Annotated in this window: 18 protein-coding genes; 8 read left to right on the forward strand and 10 right to left on the reverse strand. The window is 69.2% G+C overall.

The window, feature by feature from the left end:
* Positions 1–57: 57 nt before the first annotated feature.
* Positions 58–924 (forward strand): sulfotransferase, encoded by an 867-nt coding sequence (locus D6850_RS14345; protein WP_121168179.1) that lies wholly within the window; start codon positions 58–60, stop codon positions 922–924.
* Here the strand turns inward: D6850_RS14345 and D6850_RS14350 are convergent.
* Positions 921–1,724, reverse strand: a complete 804-nt coding sequence (locus tag D6850_RS14350; protein ID WP_121168181.1) for an ABC transporter permease — start codon at positions 1,722–1,724, stop codon at positions 921–923. The genes D6850_RS14345 and D6850_RS14350 overlap by 4 nt on opposite strands.
* A 106-nt stretch (positions 1,725–1,830) precedes the next feature.
* Between D6850_RS14350 and D6850_RS14355 the strand changes: the two genes are divergently transcribed.
* Together D6850_RS14355 and D6850_RS14360 are read left to right on the forward strand one after the other, a co-directional pair.
* A complete protein-coding gene (locus D6850_RS14355) occupies positions 1,831–3,006 on the forward strand; it encodes a KpsE/RkpR family capsule polysaccharide export protein (protein WP_121168183.1) in 1,176 nt (391 codons plus the stop codon).
* Positions 3,006–3,668, forward strand: coding sequence for an ABC transporter ATP-binding protein (locus tag D6850_RS14360; protein WP_121168185.1), 663 nt, complete (start codon positions 3,006–3,008; stop codon positions 3,666–3,668). The genes D6850_RS14355 and D6850_RS14360 overlap by 1 nt, the downstream gene beginning before the upstream one ends.
* Here D6850_RS14360 and D6850_RS14365 read toward each other — a convergent pair.
* Both D6850_RS14365 and D6850_RS14370 read right to left on the reverse strand, forming a co-directional pair.
* A complete protein-coding gene (locus D6850_RS14365) occupies positions 3,611–4,822 on the reverse strand; it encodes a glycosyltransferase family 4 protein (RefSeq protein ID WP_121168187.1) in 1,212 nt (403 codons plus the stop codon). The genes D6850_RS14360 and D6850_RS14365 overlap by 58 nt on opposite strands.
* 22 nt (positions 4,823–4,844) lie before the next feature.
* Positions 4,845–5,771, reverse strand: a complete 927-nt coding sequence (locus D6850_RS14370) for a glycosyltransferase (protein WP_166434077.1) — start codon at positions 5,769–5,771, stop codon at positions 4,845–4,847.
* A 142-nt stretch (positions 5,772–5,913) separates the two neighbouring features.
* Here D6850_RS14370 and D6850_RS14375 point away from each other — a divergent pair, with 142 nt between their 5' ends.
* Both D6850_RS14375 and D6850_RS14380 read left to right on the forward strand, forming a co-directional pair.
* Positions 5,914–7,191: a glycosyltransferase gene (locus D6850_RS14375; protein ID WP_166434078.1), complete on the forward strand. Its 1,278-nt coding sequence runs from the start codon at positions 5,914–5,916 to the stop codon at positions 7,189–7,191.
* The gene (locus tag D6850_RS14380) at positions 7,188–8,459 is read left to right on the forward strand and encodes a glycosyltransferase (protein WP_166434079.1); all 1,272 of its coding nucleotides are present in this window, start codon (positions 7,188–7,190) and stop codon (positions 8,457–8,459) included. The genes D6850_RS14375 and D6850_RS14380 overlap by 4 nt, the downstream gene beginning before the upstream one ends.
* Here D6850_RS14380 and D6850_RS14385 read toward each other — a convergent pair.
* Both D6850_RS14385 and D6850_RS14390 read right to left on the reverse strand, forming a co-directional pair.
* Positions 8,398–9,252, reverse strand: coding sequence for an SDR family oxidoreductase (locus D6850_RS14385; protein ID WP_121168195.1), 855 nt, complete (start codon positions 9,250–9,252; stop codon positions 8,398–8,400). The genes D6850_RS14380 and D6850_RS14385 overlap by 62 nt on opposite strands.
* Before the next feature lie 117 nt (positions 9,253–9,369).
* Complete coding sequence (locus tag D6850_RS14390) at positions 9,370–9,789, reverse strand: VOC family protein (RefSeq protein ID WP_121168197.1); 420 nt, start codon at positions 9,787–9,789, stop codon at positions 9,370–9,372.
* Between the two features lie 87 nt (positions 9,790–9,876).
* On the opposite strand from D6850_RS14390, the gene D6850_RS14395 reads away from it, so the two are divergent.
* The 3 genes from D6850_RS14395 (at position 9,877) to D6850_RS14405 (ending at position 12,892) form a co-directional block, all read left to right on the forward strand.
* Complete coding sequence (locus D6850_RS14395; RefSeq protein ID WP_121168199.1) at positions 9,877–11,358, forward strand: AMP nucleosidase; 1,482 nt, start codon at positions 9,877–9,879, stop codon at positions 11,356–11,358.
* A 131-nt stretch (positions 11,359–11,489) separates the two neighbouring features.
* The gene (locus tag D6850_RS14400; RefSeq protein ID WP_121168201.1) at positions 11,490–11,780 is read left to right on the forward strand and encodes an HU family DNA-binding protein; all 291 of its coding nucleotides are present in this window, start codon (positions 11,490–11,492) and stop codon (positions 11,778–11,780) included.
* Between the two features lie 224 nt (positions 11,781–12,004).
* Positions 12,005–12,892 carry a DMT family transporter gene (locus tag D6850_RS14405; RefSeq protein WP_121168203.1) on the forward strand — a complete coding sequence of 296 codons (888 nt, stop codon included), beginning with the start codon at positions 12,005–12,007 and terminating at the stop codon, positions 12,890–12,892.
* Positions 12,893–12,920: 28 nt separating this feature from the next.
* Here the strand turns inward: D6850_RS14405 and D6850_RS14410 are convergent, their stop codons facing one another.
* From D6850_RS14410 to D6850_RS14430, 5 genes are all read right to left on the reverse strand, one after another.
* Entirely contained in the window at positions 12,921–14,570 is a 1,650-nt protein-coding gene (locus D6850_RS14410; RefSeq protein WP_121168205.1) for an FMN-binding glutamate synthase family protein, read from the reverse strand.
* A gap of 226 nt (positions 14,571–14,796) precedes the next feature.
* Positions 14,797–15,633, reverse strand: a complete 837-nt coding sequence (locus tag D6850_RS14415) for a UPF0280 family protein (protein WP_121168207.1) — start codon at positions 15,631–15,633, stop codon at positions 14,797–14,799.
* Entirely contained in the window at positions 15,630–17,066 is a 1,437-nt protein-coding gene (locus D6850_RS14420; protein WP_121168209.1) for a 6-hydroxynicotinate reductase, read from the reverse strand. Before D6850_RS14420 ends, D6850_RS14415 begins: the two co-directional genes overlap by 4 nt.
* Positions 17,063–19,747 carry a molybdopterin-dependent oxidoreductase gene (locus D6850_RS14425; protein ID WP_121168211.1) on the reverse strand — a complete coding sequence of 895 codons (2,685 nt, stop codon included), beginning with the start codon at positions 19,745–19,747 and terminating at the stop codon, positions 17,063–17,065. Before D6850_RS14425 ends, D6850_RS14420 begins: the two co-directional genes overlap by 4 nt.
* On the reverse strand, positions 19,744–20,592 hold the full coding sequence (locus tag D6850_RS14430) for an FAD binding domain-containing protein (protein ID WP_281272597.1): 849 nt from the start codon (positions 20,590–20,592) through the stop codon (positions 19,744–19,746). Before D6850_RS14430 ends, D6850_RS14425 begins: the two co-directional genes overlap by 4 nt.
* Positions 20,593–20,595 lie beyond the last annotated feature (3 nt).

Below are 20,595 nucleotides of genomic sequence, written 5' to 3' on the forward strand. Positions count from 1 at the left end.
AGTTTCTTAAGGTTGGCGGCGTAGCTCTTGGCGGTAGGCAGACTGAAGGCGACGCAGATGACAGCCCCCCGCATGTTCGGCGATCTCTTTCTCGGCGTGGGCGCGATGAAGGCCGGGACGACCTGGCTTTACGCGATGCTCGAACGGCACCCGCAACTGCATTTCTGCCCGGAGAAGGAAATTCACTACTTCTATCACCGCTACGTTGATTCCGCCCAATTGGATGAGCGGCGCAGGCTCGAAAACGCGCGGTCGCGCTATCTTTTGCGGTTCGATCCCGCGAGCGCCAATATCGACCGCATCCGCCAGAACCTGCACTGGGTCAGCGCCTACCTCTCCGGACCGGTCGACGATCACTGGTATCGCGGGCTGTTCCAGATGCGCGCGCATCACCGCTACGCCTGCGATTTCTCGAACCTTTCCGCGCATCTCCCGCCCGAGGTCTGGCCGCGGATCGAGGCGTCCTGCGACCGGCTGCGCGTGCTTTACACCATGCGCGACCCGCTGCGCCGCCTCTGGAGCCACGTGAAGTTTCATCTGGAACTGACCGGCCGGCTGCACCTGCTTGACGATTGGGGCCCGCCCGAGATGGAAGCTTTCGCGCGCGCGCCGTTCATCTGGGAGAACGCCGAATACGGCCGCACCCTGCGCGCGCTTCACGCGGGCCTTGCCGCGCCCAACCGGATGGCGATCTTCTACGAGGACATCCACGCCGACCGCCGCGCCATGCTGGCCCGGATCGAACGGTTCCTCGGCGTTGAGCCGCAGGACTATCCCGACGCGCTGCTGAGGCGCCGGTTCACCGAATCCGCGCCGCGCCAGATGCCGGACTACTTCGCGCCGCTCTTTGCCGATGACATGGCGCGCATCACGGCGGAGGTCGCCGATCTTGGCTACGTCATACCGGCTGGTTGGGGCACCTAACGGTGCAGGATGTCCCGGTGATGCCGCCAGAGCAGGAACAGCCCGCTGATGAAACACGCCGCCGCCACCCCCGCCACGTAAAGCGGTGAAACGTAATCCGGCCGGTAGAACGGATAGACCCCCTGGCGCATCAGCCCGGTCACGTGCACCAGCGGGTTGAACCACAGCAGACCGTCCCAGGGCTGCGGCACCGAGCGGTAGAGAAAAAAGATGCAGGACACGATGAAAAGGGGCCGCGTCGCGATCGCCCAGATCGTCGTCCAGAGCGGCCAGGCCAGCGACAGGAACGCGTTGAGCGTGCCGATCCCCGCGGCAAGGCCCAGCGCCAGCAGCGCGGCCGCGCCCAGTGCGGCGAAATCCACGCTCGCCCGCGCGCCGAGGCCGAGCACGATGAACGCCAGCACGATCACCCCCGCCATCATCTGCACGCCGCCGTTGAGGAACAGCCGCGCGAGGATCGCGTCGAGGAACGTAACCCGCGGATAGCGCAGCAACGCCTGCGAGAACTGCACCGTCTGCCCGATCTTGTTGGCGACATCGGTGAACATCAGGAACGGCAGCACCCCCGTCGCGTAGAAGAGCGGAAAGCTCACCCCGAGGGGCGGCGCGCGGAACCCGATCGAAAACACCACCGTGAGCAGCGCCACCCCGGCGGCTGGTTCGATCACCGCCCAAAGGTAGCCGCCGGGCGAGCGGCCATAGGTCGTCGCCATCTCGCGCAGCATCAGCGCGAGGATCGCCCGCGGCGCGTGGCGCACCGGGCTGCCGCGCCGCACCCTCAACCTGCCCTTTCCGGCCATCGCCCGATTCCTTTCCCTGCCGTCCGGTCTAGCGCGCGGGGATTAAGGAATCCTTCAGCGACGGCGGTTAGAAGAATGAGGAACCAGCAGCAAGACGAGGGGCGCAATGTCCAACGCGCAGGCGATCGACAAGACGGGGGCGGAAGCAATCCCGCCCCTCGCGCCGCCGAGCCGGATGGCGTTGCGGCACCGCTTCGTGCTCTTCAGCTTCGTGCTGATGGTCCTGATGCCGGTCTATACGGTGGGCTGGTATCTCTGGACGCGCGCGGCGGATCAATACGCCTCGCATCTCGGGTTTTCCGTGCGGGCAGAGGAAAGCGGCCCGGCGATCGAACTCCTGGGCGGGGTGACGTCGCTGTCGGGGTCGTCGTCGTCGGATACCGATATCCTTTTCGCCTATCTCACCAGCCAGAAACTTGTGCGGCTGATGGATGAGCGCGTCGATCTGCGCGCGATCTGGGCTGATCCGACCGGCGGGCGCGACCCGGTCTTCGCCTTCGATCCCGCCGGCACGATCGAAGATCTGCAGGCGCATTGGGCGCGCAAGGTGCGCCTCGTCTATGACACCGGCGCCGGCATGATCGATCTGCGCATCCTGGCCTTCACATCCCGCGACGCCACGCGCATCGCCCGCGCGCTCGAGGCGGCGTGCAGCGCGATGATCAACGATCTCTCCGCCGCCGCGCGCGAGGACGCGATCGGGTACGCGCGCGCGGAACTGAACGGCGCGGTCGCGCGGCTCAAGGCGGCGCGCGGCGCGCTCACCGCCTATCGCAACCGCAACCAGATGGTCGACCCAAGGATGGACACCGCCGGGCGCATGGGGCTGGTCACCACGCTCCAGCAACAACTGGCTGAGGCGCTGATCGATCTCGACCTTCTGCGCGAATCGACGCGCGCCAGCGATCCGCGCGTGGTGCAGGCGACCCGTCGGGTGGCGTTGATCGAGCAGCGCATCGCGGCCGAGCGCCAGACGCTCGGCCTTGGCGCGGAGGGCGATACCGGGAGCGCCTTCGCCGCGCTTGTCGGCGAATACGAAAGCCTGATCGTCGACCGCGAGTTCGCCGAAACCGCCTACACCGCCGCGCTCGCCGCCTATGACGCCGCTCAGGCCGAGGCGCAGCGGCAGAGCCGCTACCTCGCCGTGCATATCGAGCCGACGCGCGCGGAGACGGCGGAATATCCCGAACGGCTGCGGCTGCTCGCGCTAAGCGCGGTCTTCGCCTTCCTGCTCTGGGCGATCGCGGTGCTCATCTATTACAGCCTGCGCGACCGGCGCTGATGATCCGCCTCGACGGTTTGAGCAAGTGGTTCCCGGTGCGCGGCGGCGCGCGCCGCGCGGTGATCGAGAACGCCAACGTGACCTTCCCGGGCGGGCGCAGCGTGGCTCTCCTGGGGCGTAACGGCGCGGGCAAGAGCACGCTGCTCGACATCGTCGCGGGCACCTTGCGCCCGAGTGCGGGGCGCGTGCGCGCGCGCGGCAGCGTCTCCTACCCGGTGGGGTTCGCGGGCTCGTTCCACCCCGACCTGACGGGCGCGCAAAACGCGCGCTTCGTGGCGCGCATCTACGGCGTGGACAGCGATGCGCTGGTGGGTTTCGTCGCGGAGTTCGCGCAGCTCGGCGCGCATTTCCACATGCCGCTGCGGGCCTATTCCGCGGGGATGAAAGCGCGGCTCTCCTTCGGCGTGTCGATGGGCATCCCTTTCGACACCTACCTCGTGGACGAGGTCACGTCGGTCGGCGACGGCGCCTTCCGGGCGCGCAGCATCGCACTGTTCGAGGCGCGCCGCGCAGCGGCGGGGGCGGTCGTGGTGTCCCATTCCATACCGATGATCCGGCGCGTCTGCGATATGGGCGCCGTGCTCGAGAACGGGAGACTGCAGGTTTACGATGATCTCGAGGAGGCGCTGGAGCGGCACGCGCGCAACCTCGCCGAAGGCTGAGTGCGGGCCGTCTCATCCGCCCGGATGGGCGTCTGCGACGGCGCGAGGACGCTGTCAAGCAGGGTGCGCGCGTCCGCCTGCCAGCGGTCAAACGGGTAGCTGCGCCGCCAGGCCGCGCGGATGCGCGCGGAATTGGCGAGACGGTCGCGCGCGAAGGCCTCGACCAGCGCGGTGACGCGCGCGGCATCGCGCGGCAGGTCCTGAAGCGCCACGCAGAGCGCCATCGGGTGCCCCGTGATCAGGTCCGGGGCGGTGTCGAACGGGCCGAGGATCAGCGGCAGCCCGGCCTCGAACGCCTCGATCGCGCCGATCGGCAGGCCCTCGTAGCGCGAGGTGAGCAGGTAGCCGTCGGCCTCGGCCAGCAGCGGGCGGATGTCGGCCAGCGATCCGGCGAAATGGATGCGCGCCCGCGCGCCGGGGTCCAGCCGATCCAGCAGGTGCGCCTGCACGGCGGGATCATCCGAACCCGTGCCGCAAAGCGTGAGCGAGTAGTCGGCGGGCAGGTGCTCCATCAGCCGGACCGCGCGGGTATAGTTCTTCTGGTAGCCGGCCCGGCCCGTGACGACCAGCCGCCGGTGGTTGCGCCCCGTGCGCGCCTGCGGCAGCACGCCAAGGTGCGAGCTGTTGGCAAGCACATGCAGCCGGTGCCGCGCCAGCCGCGCGCGTCCGACGCCGCGCTCCAGCGCGATCGCCATGCTCCGGCTCAGCACGACGAGGTCCATCGGCGGACAGCGCGCGAGCAGGAATCGCTCCATCCGCCGCGACGCCCAGACGGCCAGCGGGCGATGGCCGGGATCGAAGGGAAGACCGTGATAGCTGAGCACCACCCGCGCATCGGACGAGAGCCGCAGCAACCCGAGCGCGAGGGCGAGCCGCAGCAGCAGCGCCGGCAATCGCGCATGCAGCCATATCACGTCCCAGGGCGCGGCGCGGGCCAGCCAGAGCACCGCCCGCCAGCCGCGCCACGCCATGCGCGGGTCAAGGCTGCTGCGCAGGCCGGGCAGTTCCATATGCCGCGCCCCGGCGCGCGTGATACCGTCATAGCCGCCGGCGTTCACGTCGCTGGCGACGGTGATCTCGGCCCGGCCGCGCAAGGTTTCGCACAGCTGGCGCAGGTGGGTCGGCACGCCACTGCGCCCGCCATCGCCGCCCATGAGCAGGACTTGCGGTCTCGGGCTAGACCCGGCCAAGCGCCGCCGCCCCCCAGAACGCCGCTGACCCCCGCCGCGCCTGGCGGTAGGGTGCGATGGCGTGCAGCCTGGCGAGCCGCACCGCGCCGCACGCCTGCCGCGCCGCCGCGAAACGCTCGAGCAGCGCGCGGTTTTCCTCGGTGAGCGAGGCGGCGCAGTTCCGCATTGCCCTGATGTTCCCGTCCATCCGTTCACGGAACGCGCCGCGCAGCACCGCGCGTTTGCGGGCGATCTGCGCGCCCAGGCCACAGCGGGCGCCGATCGCGTTCGCCCCGTGCTGACGATAGAGCAGCACGCGCGCCGGATCGGCGAGGATCGCCCCGCCCGCGCCCGAGATCAACAGGTAGAGCCACCAGTCATGGGCAAAGACCGGCCCCGCGCGCGCCGCCATGTCCCGCACGAGCCGCGCCGCCGCCGCGTTGAGCACGATGGTGTTGCCCGGCGCGATGTTTTCGATCAGCGCATTGCGGAACCCGGCATCACGCACGCGCCGGTCGGACCCGCGACGCAGATGGTCCGCCCCGTCCCAGGCCCAGCGGCGCGCGGCGTAGAGCGCGGGGCGCCCGCCGCGCACCTGACTCAGACGGCCAAGCGCGCGGTCCAGCTTGCCGGGCATCCAGATGTCGTCCTGGTCCGACAGGGCCACCGCGCCCGGATCGCAGGGAAGCGATGCGATCAGCCGCAGGTAGTTCGCCGCGAACCCGGCGCGCGGGCCGTGCAGCAGCGTCACATGCTCGCGCCGTACTTCGGCGAAACGCTTGATAATGGCGCGGCTTACGTCGCGCGATCCATCGTCGCTGCATGTAAGCCGCCACGCGACGCCGCGCTGACGCGCGATGCTGGCCAACTGATCGGGCAGGTGCGCCGCCCCGTCGCGCACGCCCATCAGGATATGAACCCTGTCCGGCCCCATGTCGTCCCTCGGAAACGAATCTGCTGCTTCGTCATGAATACCGCGCAGCCGTAAACCGGCCTTTAATTTTGCTATGCGATTGCTGGGGTCGAGATCGTGACGGAAGGGGGCGGACTTGGTCGGATACATGCGGGCATCCCTGTTGCGCAGATTCGTCGCGCTGTGGCGCAGCGATGGCGCGGCCGCCGCGCTGGCGCGGGCGCGGGAATATCTCGTCGCGCGACGCGGGGGCGCGGCCCCCGGCACGATCCGGCCCGCGCCGGGTTGCGCCGGGGCGCCGTATCTCGGCGGCGTTTGGCAGAGCCTCGCGCAGGCGGGGGCGTTTCACGTGAGCACCGCGCCGGCGCGCCCCGCGCGTCAGCGCCGGATCGCGCTGATCGGCGATCTCAACCTGCCGCAATGCCGCAAGTACCGGGCTGAGCAACTGGCGGAATTCTGGGCGCTCCATGATGTCGAATTCGCCTATGCCCATTACCTCGACCTGCCGCGCGCGGTGCAACTGATGCAGCAGGCGACGCATCTGACGCTTTACCGGCTGCGCAGCGGGCCGGAGGTGTCGATGCTGCTCTACGAGGCGCGCCGCCTGCGCCTGCCGGTGCTCTATGACATCGACGATCCGCTGTTCTCGGTCTCGGCGTACGAGACCTACGCGAACATGGCCGCGCTGGGCAGTGAAGCGCATCGCCGATTCGTGCAGGAGGCGCCGGCCTATCTCGACGTGATGAACGCCTGCGACATGGTGAGCGTATCGACCCCCGCCCTCGCCGATCACGCGCGTCTGCACACGCCGCGCCCGGTGGTATTGCGGCGCAACTTTGCCGATGCGGCCACGCTCGCGGCCGGGCGGCGGGCGATGCAGGCGGCGCAGGATCGCGATGGGCTGTTCCGGGTCGCCTTCGCCAGCGGATCGCGCGGGCACGAGGCCGATTTCGCGCCCGTGGCGGCAGACATCGCCGCCTTCATGGAGGGTGATCCGCGCCGCCGGCTGATGATCCTCGGGCATTTCGACCGCGCGCATCTGCCCGCGGGATTGGCCGCGCGCACCGAATGGCGCCGATTTGCCGGTTATGGCGACTATCTCGGCGCGCTGGCGCGGGCCGACTGCGCGATCCTGCCGCTTGCCGATGACAGCTTCAACCGGTGCAAGAGCGCGGCGCGCGCGCTTGATGCGGCGGCGGTGGGCGTGCCGGTGCTTTGCGCGGCTGTCGGCGATTCGCCTGCCGTGATCCGCAACGGGCAGACCGGGTTCGTGATCGACAAGCCGGGCGGCTGGGCCGACGCTCTCGCCCGGCTGGCGCGGGATCCGTCCGGCGCGCGGGCGATGGGCCTGCGCGCCCGCCGCGATGCCGAGCGGCGCTGGTCGGCGCAGGACGCCGCTCACGTCGCTGACGCCGCATTGGCGAAATGGGTGTCGGCATGACCCAGCCGCATATCATGGTGGTCAACGTGTATTTCGCGCCCAACTCCTACGGCGGCGCGACCGTCGTCGCCGAGGAGGTGGCGCGCGCGCTGGCGGGCAGGGGATGCCGGATCACCGCCGTCTCGATGGTTTGCAGGGGAGAACTTGCGCCCTACGCGGTCATCAAGTCCGAGGTGGGCGGGATCACCTCCTACCTCGTCAACCTGCCCGCCCGGCGCAGCACGGCCGAGGCCTATGACAACCCCGCCGTCGCCGAAGCGCTGGGCGCGCTGATCGACGGTGAGCGCCCCGACCTTCTGCATGCGCATTGCGTGCAGGACGTGGGCGCGGGTGTGATCGCCGTGGCGCGCGCCCGGGATGTGCCGGTGGTGCTGAGCGTGCATGACTTCTGGTGGATCTGTTCGCGTCAGTTCATGGTCACGCCCGACCTGCGCTATTGCGGGCAATCGCCCGTGCGGCTGGAGAAATGCCGCGGCTGCGTGCCGGACATGAGCGCGGCGCGCACGCGGTCGGCGGTCCTGCTGCGCCAGGCGGAAATGGCGGATGCGATCACCTATCCCGGCCGCTTCGCCCGCGATCTCTGCGAGGCGTCCGGCCTTGCGCCGGGGCGCGGCGTGATCTGGCCCAACGGCGTGCGCCTGCCCGGACCCGCGTTCGGAAAATTGCAGGCCGCGCGCCGCGCGCGCGACCCGCAGCTTGCCTTCGGCTATCTCGGCGGCCCGTCAGAGATTAAGGGATGGCCGGATATCCGCGCCGCGTTCAACGGGCTGAAACGGTCGGATTTCTCCGTGCACCTCGCCGATGGCAGCACCGATGGCAGCTGGTGGCGGGGCGCTGATTTCTCGGCGCTGCCGGGCGACTGGCGGGTGCATCCGCGCTTCTCTCAGGAGGGGATGGATGCGTTCTATGCGCAGATTGACGTGCTGCTCTTCCCCTCGCAATGGAAGGAGACCTTCGGACTCGCGATCCGAGAGGCGCTGGCGCGGGGCATCCGGGTGATCCAGACCGACAGCGGCGGAACGGTCGAACACGGCGCGGCGGATCCGGCCGGGCTTATCCCCATCGGCGCCGGCCCCGGCCCCCTGCGCGCCCGGATCGAGGAGGAGTTGCGCGCGGGCATACGCCCGATGGAGCCTGTGCCGGTGACCTCGTTCGAGGATCAGGCGGAGGCGTTCCTGGCCCTGGCGCGCCCGCTTCTCGGTGAAATCAGCCCTCCGACCGCAACAGCGCAGCCAGCCCGTCACGGTAACTGGGATAGCGCAGCGTGACGCCCAGCTCGTCCTTGATCCGGTCGTTGCGGACGCGCTTTGACTCGGCATAGAAACTGCGCGCCATCGCACTCATCTCCGCCTCCTCGATCGGTATCGCGGGCGGGACCGGCGCGCCAAGGAGATGCGCGGCGTGCGCGATCACGTCCTCGGGCGGAGCGGGATCGTCGTCGCAGAGGTTGTAGATGGCGCCGGGCGCGGGCGCCTGCATCGATGCGTGGAGAACCTGCGCGACGTCCTCCACGTGGATGCGGCTGAACACCTGTCCCGGCTTGACGATGCGCCGCGCGGTCCCGGCGCGCACCTTGGCGAAGGGGCCGCGCCCGGGGCCGTAAATCCCCGCGAGACGGAAGATATGCAGCGGCAGGCCGGGGATCGCCCGCCACGCGGCCTCGGCCTCGGCGCGCAGACGGCCGCGTTTCGTGGAGGGGCTGGGCGGTGTCGTTTCATCGACCCAGCCGCCGCCGTGATCGCCGTAAACCCCGGTGGTGGAGAGATAACCGGCCCAGACAAGACGTGGCGCCGCGCGCGCGATGTCGCGCTTCAGCGCGTTCAGCACCGGATCGCCCGCCTCGTCCGGGCCGGCCGAGATCAGCAGATGCGTCGCCACGCGCAGCGCCGGCGTCATGTCGGCCCCGGGCCAGATCAGCGGCTCCACACCCTCGCCCTGCAGCGTGGCGGCCTTGTCGGCCGAGCGGGTCGTGCCGATCACGCGCCAGCCCTCGGGCGCCAGGAGCCGGGTCAACGCGCGCGCGCAATATCCGTGGCCGAAGGACAAGAGCGTCTTGGTCATGGCGCGGTGTATGCGCGGCGCGGCTGCGGTTGGCAAGCGGCTCAGCCATACATCCGTTTCTTGCGCGCCTGCGCCTCGGGTACCGATATTCGCGTCGCAATCCGGCGCTCTTGAGGATCACAAGGGCCGCGAGGCGACCCAGGCATAGCCGTTTTCGCACAGGATATAGACCTCGCGCAGGCCGTGGGGCTTGTCCTGCGCTTCCATCAGCACATGTGCGCCGCGCGCCTCGGCGCGGGCCTGCGCCGCGTCCGGGTCGGTGTGGTAGAAGCGGAACTCGGCCCCGCCGCCGCGTGCGCCCGCCTCGGGGACAAGGCCGAGCAGCGGGTTGGAATGATAGGTGGCGTCACGGTGCAACTGCATGATGGAGCCGTGATAGCGCAGGATCGCGAAATCGTCGCTGACGCGGAACGCCTCGACGCGCAGGATGTCGGTGAGAAACTCGACCTGCCGGCGCACGTCCCGCACGAGGATGTTGAGCCCGACACCCGTGAGCGACGCGCCGAAATCCTCCGCGCTGATATCGTCGTAGTCCATCCCCGCCGCCTCTGACCCGCGCGGCGCAGCTTGATCCCCGTGCCGGGGCATGTCAACGTGCCGCGGATCAGGCAGGACAGGCGCGACATGAACAAAGGCCAGGTAACGCTGCACACACCCGAGGCGCATCCGCCCGAGTATTTCAGCGATGCGCGCGCGGCCGTGGATCGGCTCTGCGCGCTTTATGACCAGGCCGTGGATTTCCTCTGCGCCTCTTTCGAGGCGGCGATGAGCGGGCCGGCGCCGACGGGAAGGTTTCGCGCCTATTACCCCGAGGTCCGCATCACCACCACGTCCTTCGCCAAGGTGGACAGCCGGCTCAGCTTTGGCCATGTGTCCGAGCCCGGCACCCACGCCACGACGATCACCCGCCCCGATCTCTTTCGCAACTACCTCGTGCAGCAGATCGAGCTTCTGATCGGAAATCACGACGTGCCGGTGCGCATCGGCCTGTCGGACACGCCGATGCCGGTGCATTTCGCCGTTGCGCGGGATTCCGAAATGGCGGTGCCGCACCAGGGGGCGGCGGGCTTCACGCTGCGGGATGTCTTTGACGTGCCCGACCTTGGGGTCACCAATGACGCGATCATCAACGGCACCGCCGGTCCGCAGCCCGACGGGACCGAGCCGCTCGGCCCGTTCACCGCGCAGCGCGTGGATTACTCGCTCGCGCGGTTGTCGCATTACACCGCGACGGATGCGCGGCATTTCCAGAACCACGTCCTGTTCACCAACTACCAGTTCTACGTGACCGAATTCGAGGCCTACGCCCGCGCGGCGCTGGCCGATCCGGACTCGGGCTACACCAGCCTTGTCGGCGTCGACAACGCCGAGATCACCGACCCCGGCGCGCCGTTCGAACAGCCGCTGAAACTGCCGCAGATGCCGACCTACCATCTCAAGCGGGCGGACGGGTCGGGGATCACGCTGGTCAATATCGGCGTCGGCCCGTCCAACGCCAAGACCGCGACCGATCATATCGCCGTGCTGCGCCCGCATGCCTGGATCATGGTCGGTCATTGCGCCGGGTTGCGCAATTCGCAGACGCTGGGCGACTACGTGCTGGCCCATGCCTATCTGCGCGAGGACGGCATACTTGACGCGGAACTGCCGACCTGGGTGCCGATCCCGGCGCTGGCCGAGATCCAGATCGCGCTTGAGCAGGCGGTGGCCGAGGTCACGCAGCTCACCGGCTACGATCTCAAGCGGGTGATGCGGACCGGCACCGTGGCCAGCGTCGACAACCGCAACTGGGAGCTGCGCGATTACCACTCGGGCCCGGTGCAGCACCTGTCGCTGTCCCGCGCCGTCGCGCTCGACATGGAGAGCGCGACAATCGCCGCGAACGGCTTTCGCTTCCGGGTGCCCTACGGCACGCTGCTCTGCGTCTCGGACAAGCCGCTGCAGGGCGAGTTGAAGCTGCCGGGCATGGCGTCGGAGTTCTACAACACGCAGGTCGCGCGCCACCTGATGATCGGGATCCGGGCGATGGAAATGATCGCGAGAGAGCCGCTCGAGCGCCTGCACAGCCGGAAATTACGCTCTTTCCAAGAGACGGCATTCCTGTAAAGGGGAAAAAAGCAGCGAAAAAGGCGTGTTTTCGCCAGTATCGCCGCCACTATTCGTTGTGTTACCCCACAAGATAGCGTTAAATCGCGCTCATGAGGCCCAAGTGACGGGCAGTTGAAGGAGACCATAAAATGGCAACCAAACCGATGACCAAGACCCAGCTCGTCGCGGCCCTGGCCGACGAAATGGACAGCGACAAGAAAACGGCGACCAACGCGCTGGATGCGATCATCAACGTGATCACCCGCGAAGTCAGCAACGGCGGCGCGGTCACCCTGCCCGGCGTCGGCAAGATCTACTGCCGCGAACGCCCCGAGCGCATGGTGCGCAACCCCGCCACCGGGGAGCAGATCAAGAAGGATGCCGACAAGGTCGTCAAGATGACGATCGCCAAGGCCCTCAAAGACAGCGTCAACGGCTGATCCCACACGGTTCACGAGTTTCGGAAAGGGTCGCCACGGGCGGCCCTTTTTGCATTTTGAAGGAACACGGCCGCAAGGGCCGGGCAAGGCTTGCGGGGAAGAATGGCGCGCCGGCGCGGCGCGCCGCGCCGTCCACCGCGGGAAACCGCGCGCGCCCGGCTTCCCTTTCCCGGGGTCATGTGACATTCGGGGCGGGTAGTCTCGCAGGTAGGGGCCTTTCGGGCATGGATATTCGCGCAATCGTCATGGGTCTTTCGTTCGCCTTCATGTGGTCGAGCGCGTTCACCTCGGCGCGGATCATCGTATCCGCCGCGCCCCCGGTGAGCGCGCTGGCCCTGCGGTTCCTGATCTCGGGGCTGCTGGGCATTCTCATCGCGCGCCTGCTGGGCCAGACGTGGCGGCTGACGCGCGGCCAATGGCGCGCGACGATCATCTTCGGAATCTGCCAGAATGCGCTTTATCTCGGGCTGAACTTCGTCGCGATGCAGACGGTCGAGGCGTCCCTGGCGGCAATCATCGCGTCGACTATGCCGCTGCTGGTGGCGCTGGCGGGCTGGCTGGTGTTTCGCGAACGCCTCGCGCCGCTGGCGGTCTGCGGGCTGATCGCGGGGGTCGTCGGGGTGGTGATCATCATGGGCAGCCGCATGTCGGGGGGCGTCGATCTCTATGGCGTGACGCTCTGCGTCATTGGGGCGATCGCGCTGACGGTGGCGACGCTGGCGGTGCGCGGCGCGACCTCGGGGGGAAATTTCCTGATGGTCGTGGGCTTGCAGATGCTGGTCGGCAGCGCGGCGCTGTCCGTGGTCGCCGTCGCGACCGAAACGATCCATATCGCCTGGAGCTGGGAGCTGATCGCCGCCTTCGCCTACACCACGCTGGTGCCGGGGCTGGCGGCGACGCTGGTGTGGTTCCTGCTGGTCGAGCGGATCGGCGCGACCCGCGCGGCGACGTTCCACTTTCTCAACCCGTTCTTCGGGGTCGCCGTCGCCGCGCTGATCCTGAGCGAACCCCTGCGTATCTACGACATCATCGGCGTGGCGGTGATCATGGCAGGCATCCTCGCGGTGCAGGTTTCCCGCCGGGATGTCGCGCGACGGGCGCGCGCGGGCTGAGAATGCGCGACGGGCGTGCGGGCTGGGATCAATCGCCCGCTTGCCGGGTCGAGCAGGACCGCATTTCCATCAGGTCGGTCGCCGGATCGAAACTGTCGGCCTGCGCCGCGGCCCACCAGTCGGCGTAGATCGTTTCCTGCGGCGCCTCGAGCAGCACGCCGCGCGGCAGGAACGGATGCAGCCGATCCAGCGTGCTGGCGTTTTCGGGGCCGGCGCGGTGCATCAGGTGGTGCGGGCCGATCTCGTTTGGATGGGTGAGCCCGGCGCTCGCCACCATGTCGACCAGCGCATCGATCGTCTTGGCCTGGAATCGCGCGGCGCGGGCGCCCTGCACCTCGGGGATAAGGCCGCGCTGGCGGCTGGCGTTCTGCGTCGTCACGCCGGTGGGGCAGGTGCCCAGATGGCAGCGTTGCGCCTGGATGCAGCCGATCGAGAACATGAAGGCCCGCGCCGCGTTGCACCAGTCGGCCCCGATGGCGATGTTTCGCGCGAGCCCCATGCCGGAGTAGACCTTGCCGCTGCCGACCAGGCGGATCCGGTCCTTGAGCCCGCACCCGACCAGCGCGTTGCGCATCAGGATCAGCCCCTCGGTCAGCGGCATGCCGACCCAGTCGGACAGTTCTACCGGCGCCGCGCCGGTGCCGCCCTCGCCGCCGTCGACGACGATGAATTCGGGGATGATCCCGGTCTTCATGATCGCCTTCATGATCGCGAAGACCTCGTAGGGTTGTCCGATGCAGAGCTTGATCCCCACCGGCTTGCCCCCTGACAGGTCACGCATCTTCGCGGCGAATTCCAGCATCCCGACCGGCGTCGAGAACGCGCTGTGGCTGCGTGGCGACAGGCAGTCCTCGTGCGCGGGTATCTTGCGTACGCGGGCGATTTCCTCGGTCACCTTGGCGCCGGGCAGAAGGCCGCCATGGCCCGGCTTGGCGCCCTGGCTCAGCTTGATCTCGGTCATCCTGACCGCATCGTGCTGCGCGCCGTCCGCAAAGGCGTCCGCATCGAAGCGTCCGTCGCGGTCGCGCGCGCCGAAATAGCCGCTGCCTAGTTCCCACACGAGGTCGCCGCCGTGCGCCAGGTGGTGTTCGCTCAATCCGCCTTCTCCGGTGTCGTGATAGAATCCGCCCTTTTTCGCCCCGATGTTCAGCGCCTTGATCGCGTTCGCGCTGAGCGAGCCGAAACTCATCGCCGAGATGTTCAGCACCGAGGCGGAATAAGGCTGCTTCGTCTGATCGTTGCCGACCTCGACGCGCGGCGCGGGATCGGGGTTCTCCGTCGCGGCGATCGAATGCATCACCCAGTGATAGGTCGCGTCGTTGGTGTCGCGCTCGGTGCCGAAGGGCTGCGTATCCGTCTCGCCGCGGGCGCGGGCATGCACGAGGCCGCGCGCGTCGAAGGAGAACGGCGTGCCGTTCAGGTCGTCCTCGACGATATAGCGGCGCAGATAGGGGCGCAGCAGGTAGAACAGCCAGCGGATGCGCCCGGCAACCGGGTAGTTGCGGGTGATCACCCAGGTGCGCTGATAATAATCCGCGATTCCCAGCATGGCCACCGGCAGCGTCGCCAACAGCAGCCAGAACCAGCCGGCATGGACCGCGACGCCCAGCACCAGCGCAAGAACCGAAAGGACGGCGGCGGTGACGGGAATGATCGCGCGTTTCAGGATATCGGCCATGTTTGTCCTTCGTGTTCTCGGTGGCGGCGCCAAGATAGGTAGCAGTTTGGCCGTGCTCCGCCACCGGTTTCCGCAATGATCCGCACTTCGCCTCGGTCGCACAACACGCCTGCGCGCCGGGTCGCCTCGGCAAAGACCGTGCTCGCCCGCGGGCCTTGTCTGCGCGGCGGCGGTGCGGTGGTCGTGGATGTCCGCGACGTAGAGGATCGTGTTGCGCGGGGTGAAGTCAGGCTTGGGCCGGCTCGGGTTCCGGGATCAATCGGGGCAGGTCGAGCAGCCGCGTCTCGCCCCCCAGCGACAGCGCCGCGGCGCAGATCAGACCGCGGGCGCGGAAGGCTTCGGCCTGACGCAGGCCGCGCGCGAGTGCGGCGGCGACTTCGACCGGGGTGAGCGGACCGACATCCACCGTCACCAGCCGCGCGCCAAGGTCGCTGTCCTCGAAAACCTCGCGGGCTGGGCGCCGCCGGATCGCTGGATGTCCCGGCAGGTCCACGGCGTTGGCGATCAGAGTGGCCGCGGCGTCGGCCATCGCGGCGTTGCGCGCAAGCACCGTCACCGACTCCGCGATTCCCAGAGACTGGCTGCGCCCGCGCCAGCCGGAGGTGGCGACCCCGCGCGCCGGGTCATCAAAGCCGATCCGCGCCCGTGCGGGCGGTTGCATGGCGATCGCGGCGGTCAGGCTCTGCCCCGGCCCGACGTGAAGCGCGCCGTCCCCGCCATTGTTGACATAGGCGGTGTCGATCCCGCCCGCGCCGACCAGCGCTGCCAGCACCGCGTCGGCCCCGGCCCCGGCGACGGCGGCCATCGGGGTGATGAATTCGTTGAACGGCGCGGTCGCCTTCACCATGGCCCGCGCGACCCGTCCATTGGGCGTCGGACCTGCCGGCGCGCGCAGGCGCGGCAATTCCGCCGCCAGCTCCGTCAGCAGCGTGTCGAACCGCGCGGCCGCGCGGCGCAGCCCCTCGGCGCGGCCCGGACCCGTGACGCCGACGATCATGTCGATCGGCCCGTGATGCAGGTGCAGCCGCCCACCGGGCAGCGCGGTGATCTGCGCGCCGCTCATCGCCGGTCCTTCGCGCGCACCGTGCGCAGGTCGCTGCCGTATTCGCCGCCCTTCTCGATGATGTCCGCCACGCTGCGCACCGCAGCGTCATGCCCGCCCAGGGCGCGATACTCGGCGCGCGGCAGGGTGAATTCCAGCGGCGCCACCAGCGCGGGGGTGGGGACGTAGCCGAACGACCCCTCTGGCATGGTCGAGACGTCCACCATGATCGTGATCCCGCCGCCGGGCCAGACATATGCGGGCGCGCCGCCGCAGGTCACGCGCGTCGCCCCGCCCTGCACCGAGCGGGTCAGCCGCACCGGATTGCGCGTCACGCCCGAGCGCAGCGATCCCCCCGCGCCGGCCTGGAACATCACCGTGCAGAGCGCGGGTTCGCAGTTCTCGGCGATCAGATCCACCGACGCCTGCAACGCCTCGGGCAAGGGTTCGGGCCGCGGCTGCAGCTCGTCATCGAGCACGTAATATCCGTGATGCTCGCCCGTGGTGGAAACCATCAGAAGCGTGAGACCGGGCCGCGCGCCCTTTTTCGCAAGCCAGGGGTTCAGGATGTCGAGCGGGTCATCAATGTCCGTGCCGCCCCAGCCGCGCCCCGGCTCGGCCACCTGGAAATAGCGCCCAGGGGTCGAGCGCCGCCCCTTGATGCGGATACCCGTGTCGGCCCAGCCAAGCACCTTGCCCGCCTGGTGTTCGCTCACCACGCCGGTAATGTGGTCGTCCACCACGACCACCTCGTCGACCAAGCCCTGCCATTGCGATGCGAACATCCCGATCGTGGCCGAGCCGCAGCCGACGCGCATCCGTTCCTCGCGCACGCCGTCCACGACGGGCGCGGCGCCGGCCTGCACCGTGACGGTCGCGCCGTCGTCTATGGTCAGCTCCACTGCCTCGCCGTTGCAGAGCCGCAGGAGCGCGTCGCAGGTCACGCGCCCCTCGGGCTTGGACCCGCCGGTGAGGTGCTCAACCCCGCCGAGCGATAGCATCGGGCTGCCGTATTCGGCGGTCGTGACATGGCCGATCGCCTCGCCCTCTGCGCGCACGATGGCGCGCTCTTCGCCAAGATGGCGGTCGGTGTCGATCTTCACCTTGACCCCGCAGTAGGAAAAGATCGCCTCGGTCACGACGGTGACGAAATCCGCGCCCGCGACCTCGCGGCTTACGATGAATGGCGCGGGCTTGTAATCCGGGTAGGTCGTGCCGGACCCGACGCCGCTGACGAAGACGTCCGCATCGCGCACGCGCTCTCCGTCCCAATTGGCGGTCAGGAACGGCTTGAGGTCGTCGCCCGCCGCAACCCTACGGTCCAGTAGGGTAAGCGGGTCGGTGCGCACGATCCGACCCTCCACATTGCCGTAGCGGTCGCACGCGCCAAGCCTGCCGGGCGCGATGTAGCACATGACCGGACAGGCGTCGCATCTGATCTTGTCGTTGCTCATCGCGCCGCCCGGATAGCCGCCAGCACGCGGTGTGGAAGCGCGGGCAGGGTGGTGATGCGCGCGCCCGTGGCGTGGCGGATGGCGTTCAGGATCGCGGGCGCGGTGGGGATCAGCACATGCTCGCCCAGCCCCTTCGCGCCAAGCGGCCCTTCGGGGTCCGGCTCCTCGATGAAGATGGTCTCGATCAAGGGCATGTCGCCGGTGGTCGGGATCAGGTAGTCGTGCAGGTTCTCGGTGCGCCCGGGAATGAACTCTTCCATCAGCGCCATGCCGAGCCCTTGGGCGATGCCGCCCTGCACCTGCCCCTCGGCCAGTTGCGGGTTGATGACGCGGCCCAGGTCATGCGCCGCCGTCATGCGGGTGACCTTCACCGTGCCGAGCGTCGCGTCGACCGCCACCTCGGCGATCTGCGCGCCGTAACCATAGACCGCGTATGGGATGCCCTGCCCGTCGGCGTCGAGCGGCGTGGTGGGTGGGTCATAGGTCTCTTCGGCGGCGATGGCGTATCCATTGGCGTCCGGTGCGATGTCGCGCAGGTCGACCCTGCGCTCGCCCGCGCCGTCGCGCATCAAAAGCGTGCTGCCTGCAAGCGTGATCCGCGCGTCCGGCCCCATGTTTCCAAGGGTCAGGATCGCAGCGCGTAGCGCCGCGCCCGCCTGCAACGCCGCCTTGCCGGTCACGTAGGTCTGGCGCGAGGCCGAGGTCTTGCCGCAATCGGGCGTCAGCGCGGTATCGGGGCCGATCAGACTGAACTGATCCACCGGCAGCCCCAGCGCCTCGGCGCAGATCTGGGTGATGACGGTATTGCTGCCCTGCCCGATATCGGTCGCGCCCTGGTGCAACCGCAGCGCGCCCTCGGGGGTGATCCCGACGCGGATGGTCGACGGGTTCGGTAACCCGGTGTTGCCGCAGCCATACCAGCAGGACGCGACCCCGACGCCATGCCGCCACGCGCCGCCCCCGGCATTGGCGGCCTCGGCGCGCGCCAGCGCGTCGGCCCACGGACGGGTGAGCGCATCGAGACAGGCGGAGATCCCGACGCCCTGCACTTCCTGCCCGCAAACGGTGGCCTGCCCGCTTTGCAGCGCGTTGAGCCGGCGAAACTTCAGCCGGTCGATGCCGCATTGCTGCGCGAGATCGTCGAACAGCGTTTCCTGAAGGATCGCCGCCTGTGGCACGCCAAAGCCGCGAAACGCGCCGGATATGGCGGAATGACTGTGCCGCGCATCGGCCTCGGCGTGGTAGTGCGGAATGAAATACGGCCCAGACGCATGGACAGGCACGCGCCCCGCGACGGTCGGCCCCCAGCTTGCATACGCTCCCGTATTGAACGCGCCCTGAAAACGCATTCCGGTGATGCGGCCCGTCTCATCCGCGCCGATGGCGGCGCGCATCTTCGCCGGGTGCCGCTTGGTGGTCGAGGCCATGCTCTCACCGCGGGAGTAGATCATCCGCGCGGGCCGCCCGGTGCTCAGCGTCACCAGCCCGATCAGCGGTTGCAGCGACAGGTCGAGCTTGGAACCGAACCCGCCACCGGCCGCAGCCGGGATGATGCGAACCCGCTCGCGCGGCAGCCCCAGCACGGCTGCCGTCGAGTCCCGATCCATGACCGGCGCCTGCGTGCAAGCCTGAATGACGAGCGTGTCGCCCTCCATCCACGCCGCGCCGGCCTCGGGCTCAATATAGGCGTGCTCTATGTAAGGGGTTTCGGCGCTGCCCTCGACCACGTGAGCGGCGCTTTCCAGCGCAGCGTCCGCATCACCGCGCCGCACCCTGCCGATTATCAGCAGGTTGTCGGGGCGCGGGGCGTGCACATCGCATTCGGACATCAACGCCCACTCCACCGGAAAGCGGTCGAGGTCGAGCGATTCGATCACGCTTGCCTCGCCCGCCACCAGCGCCACGGCCTCGCCGCGCAGGCGGGCGTGGCGTTCTGCGAGCGCGGGTTGATCGGCAAAGGAGGGAATGACGCCAAAGCGGTTCTCGCCGGGAATGTCGGCGGCGGTAAAGACCTGTACGCCCTCTCGTGCGGCCCAACCGGCCAGATCGCCGAAGGTAAACCATACGGGTGCGTCTGGCGCGCGGATCGCCCGGACCAGAAACGCACCTTCGGGGCAGTGATCCGCGCCGAACACCTCGGCCCCCGTGACCTTGGGTAGCCCGTCGAGCCGCGGGAGGGGCGCGCCCACCGCGCCCACCGCGCCGGCGGGCGCTGGCGCGTCGTCGCCGTTCACGTCGCAGACCGCGTCGATGATCCGCGTATAGCCGGTGCAGCGGCAGAGCACGCCGCCCAGCGCCGCCGCCGCCTCGGCGCGCGTGGGATGCGGATTGCGCGCCAGCAGCGCCCGCGCGGTCATCAGCATCCCCGGCGTGCAGATCCCGCATTGCGCAGCGCCATGCCGCAGGAAGGCGCGCTGCAAGGCGTCCGGTTCCCGCGTCGCCTCGATCGTGGTGACCGCGCGCCCCGCCACCTGCGCCACCGGCGTGAGGCACGCGCAGACCGGCGCCCCGTCGAGCAACACGGTGCAGGCTCCGCAATCGCCCGCGTCGCAGCCGACCTTGGTTCCGCGCAGGCCGAGATCCTCGCGCAGCACTTCGGACAGCCGCCGACCGGGGGCAACCGGCAGCGCATGGGCGGCGCCGTTGACGCTGAGCGTGAGCGTGGTCAGCGCGCGGTTCATGACCCGGCCACCAATTCGGCCAGCGCGCGGCGCACCAGTTCGGCGGCCGCGTCCATGCGATAGGCGGCGTCGGCGCGGATATCGTCGATGGGGGCAAGTGCGGGGCGTATCAGGGCGTCCGTGACGACAGCCGCAAGGCGCGCATCCGCGGGCGCGCCGATCAGCGCCGCCTCCAGCGCCGTCAGCCGCACCGCGACCGCGCTGCACGCGCCCACGGCGATCGCGGCCCCGGCGATGCGCCCCTGCTCGATCACCAGCCGCGCGGCGACCATCGCGATGGAAATCACCAGGTACCGCCGCGCGCCCAGCTTCTCGAAGCGGGATATGCCGCGCGTCGCGTCCGCGGGAACGTGCAGGCCCGTCACCATCTCGCCGGGGGCGAGCGCGGTTTGACGCGGGCCGGTCACGAACGCCGCCAGCGGCATCCGGCGCGCCCCCGATGCGGAGGCAAGTTCCACCTCAGCGTCAAGCGCCAGCAGACAGGGCGCTCCGTCGGCGGCAGGGGAGGCGTTGCAGATATTGCCCGCCAGCGTGGCGGCGTTCTGTATCTGAAGAGATCCGACCTCGACCGCCGCCTGTTTCAGCATGTCGAAGGCGGGGGGCAGGTCGGCCGCGACAAGGTCGCTCCATGTCGTTGCGGCCCCGATATGCACGCCGTCCGCGTCCCGCGTCGCGCAGCGCAGCGCATCAACCCCGGTGATGTCCAGAACCGGTCCCGGCAGCGCGCGCGCGCCGGTCGCGGCGAAGAGGTCCGTGCAGCCCGCGGCGAGCGTGACCGGGCCGCGGGCAAGGATGTCCAGCGCCTCGGTCATCGTTTCCGGTCGGTAATAGCCTGGCGTCTGCACGCA

The organism is Roseovarius spongiae (assembly GCF_003651245.1).
In the GTDB taxonomy this organism is placed as follows: domain Bacteria; phylum Pseudomonadota; class Alphaproteobacteria; order Rhodobacterales; family Rhodobacteraceae; genus Roseovarius; species Roseovarius spongiae.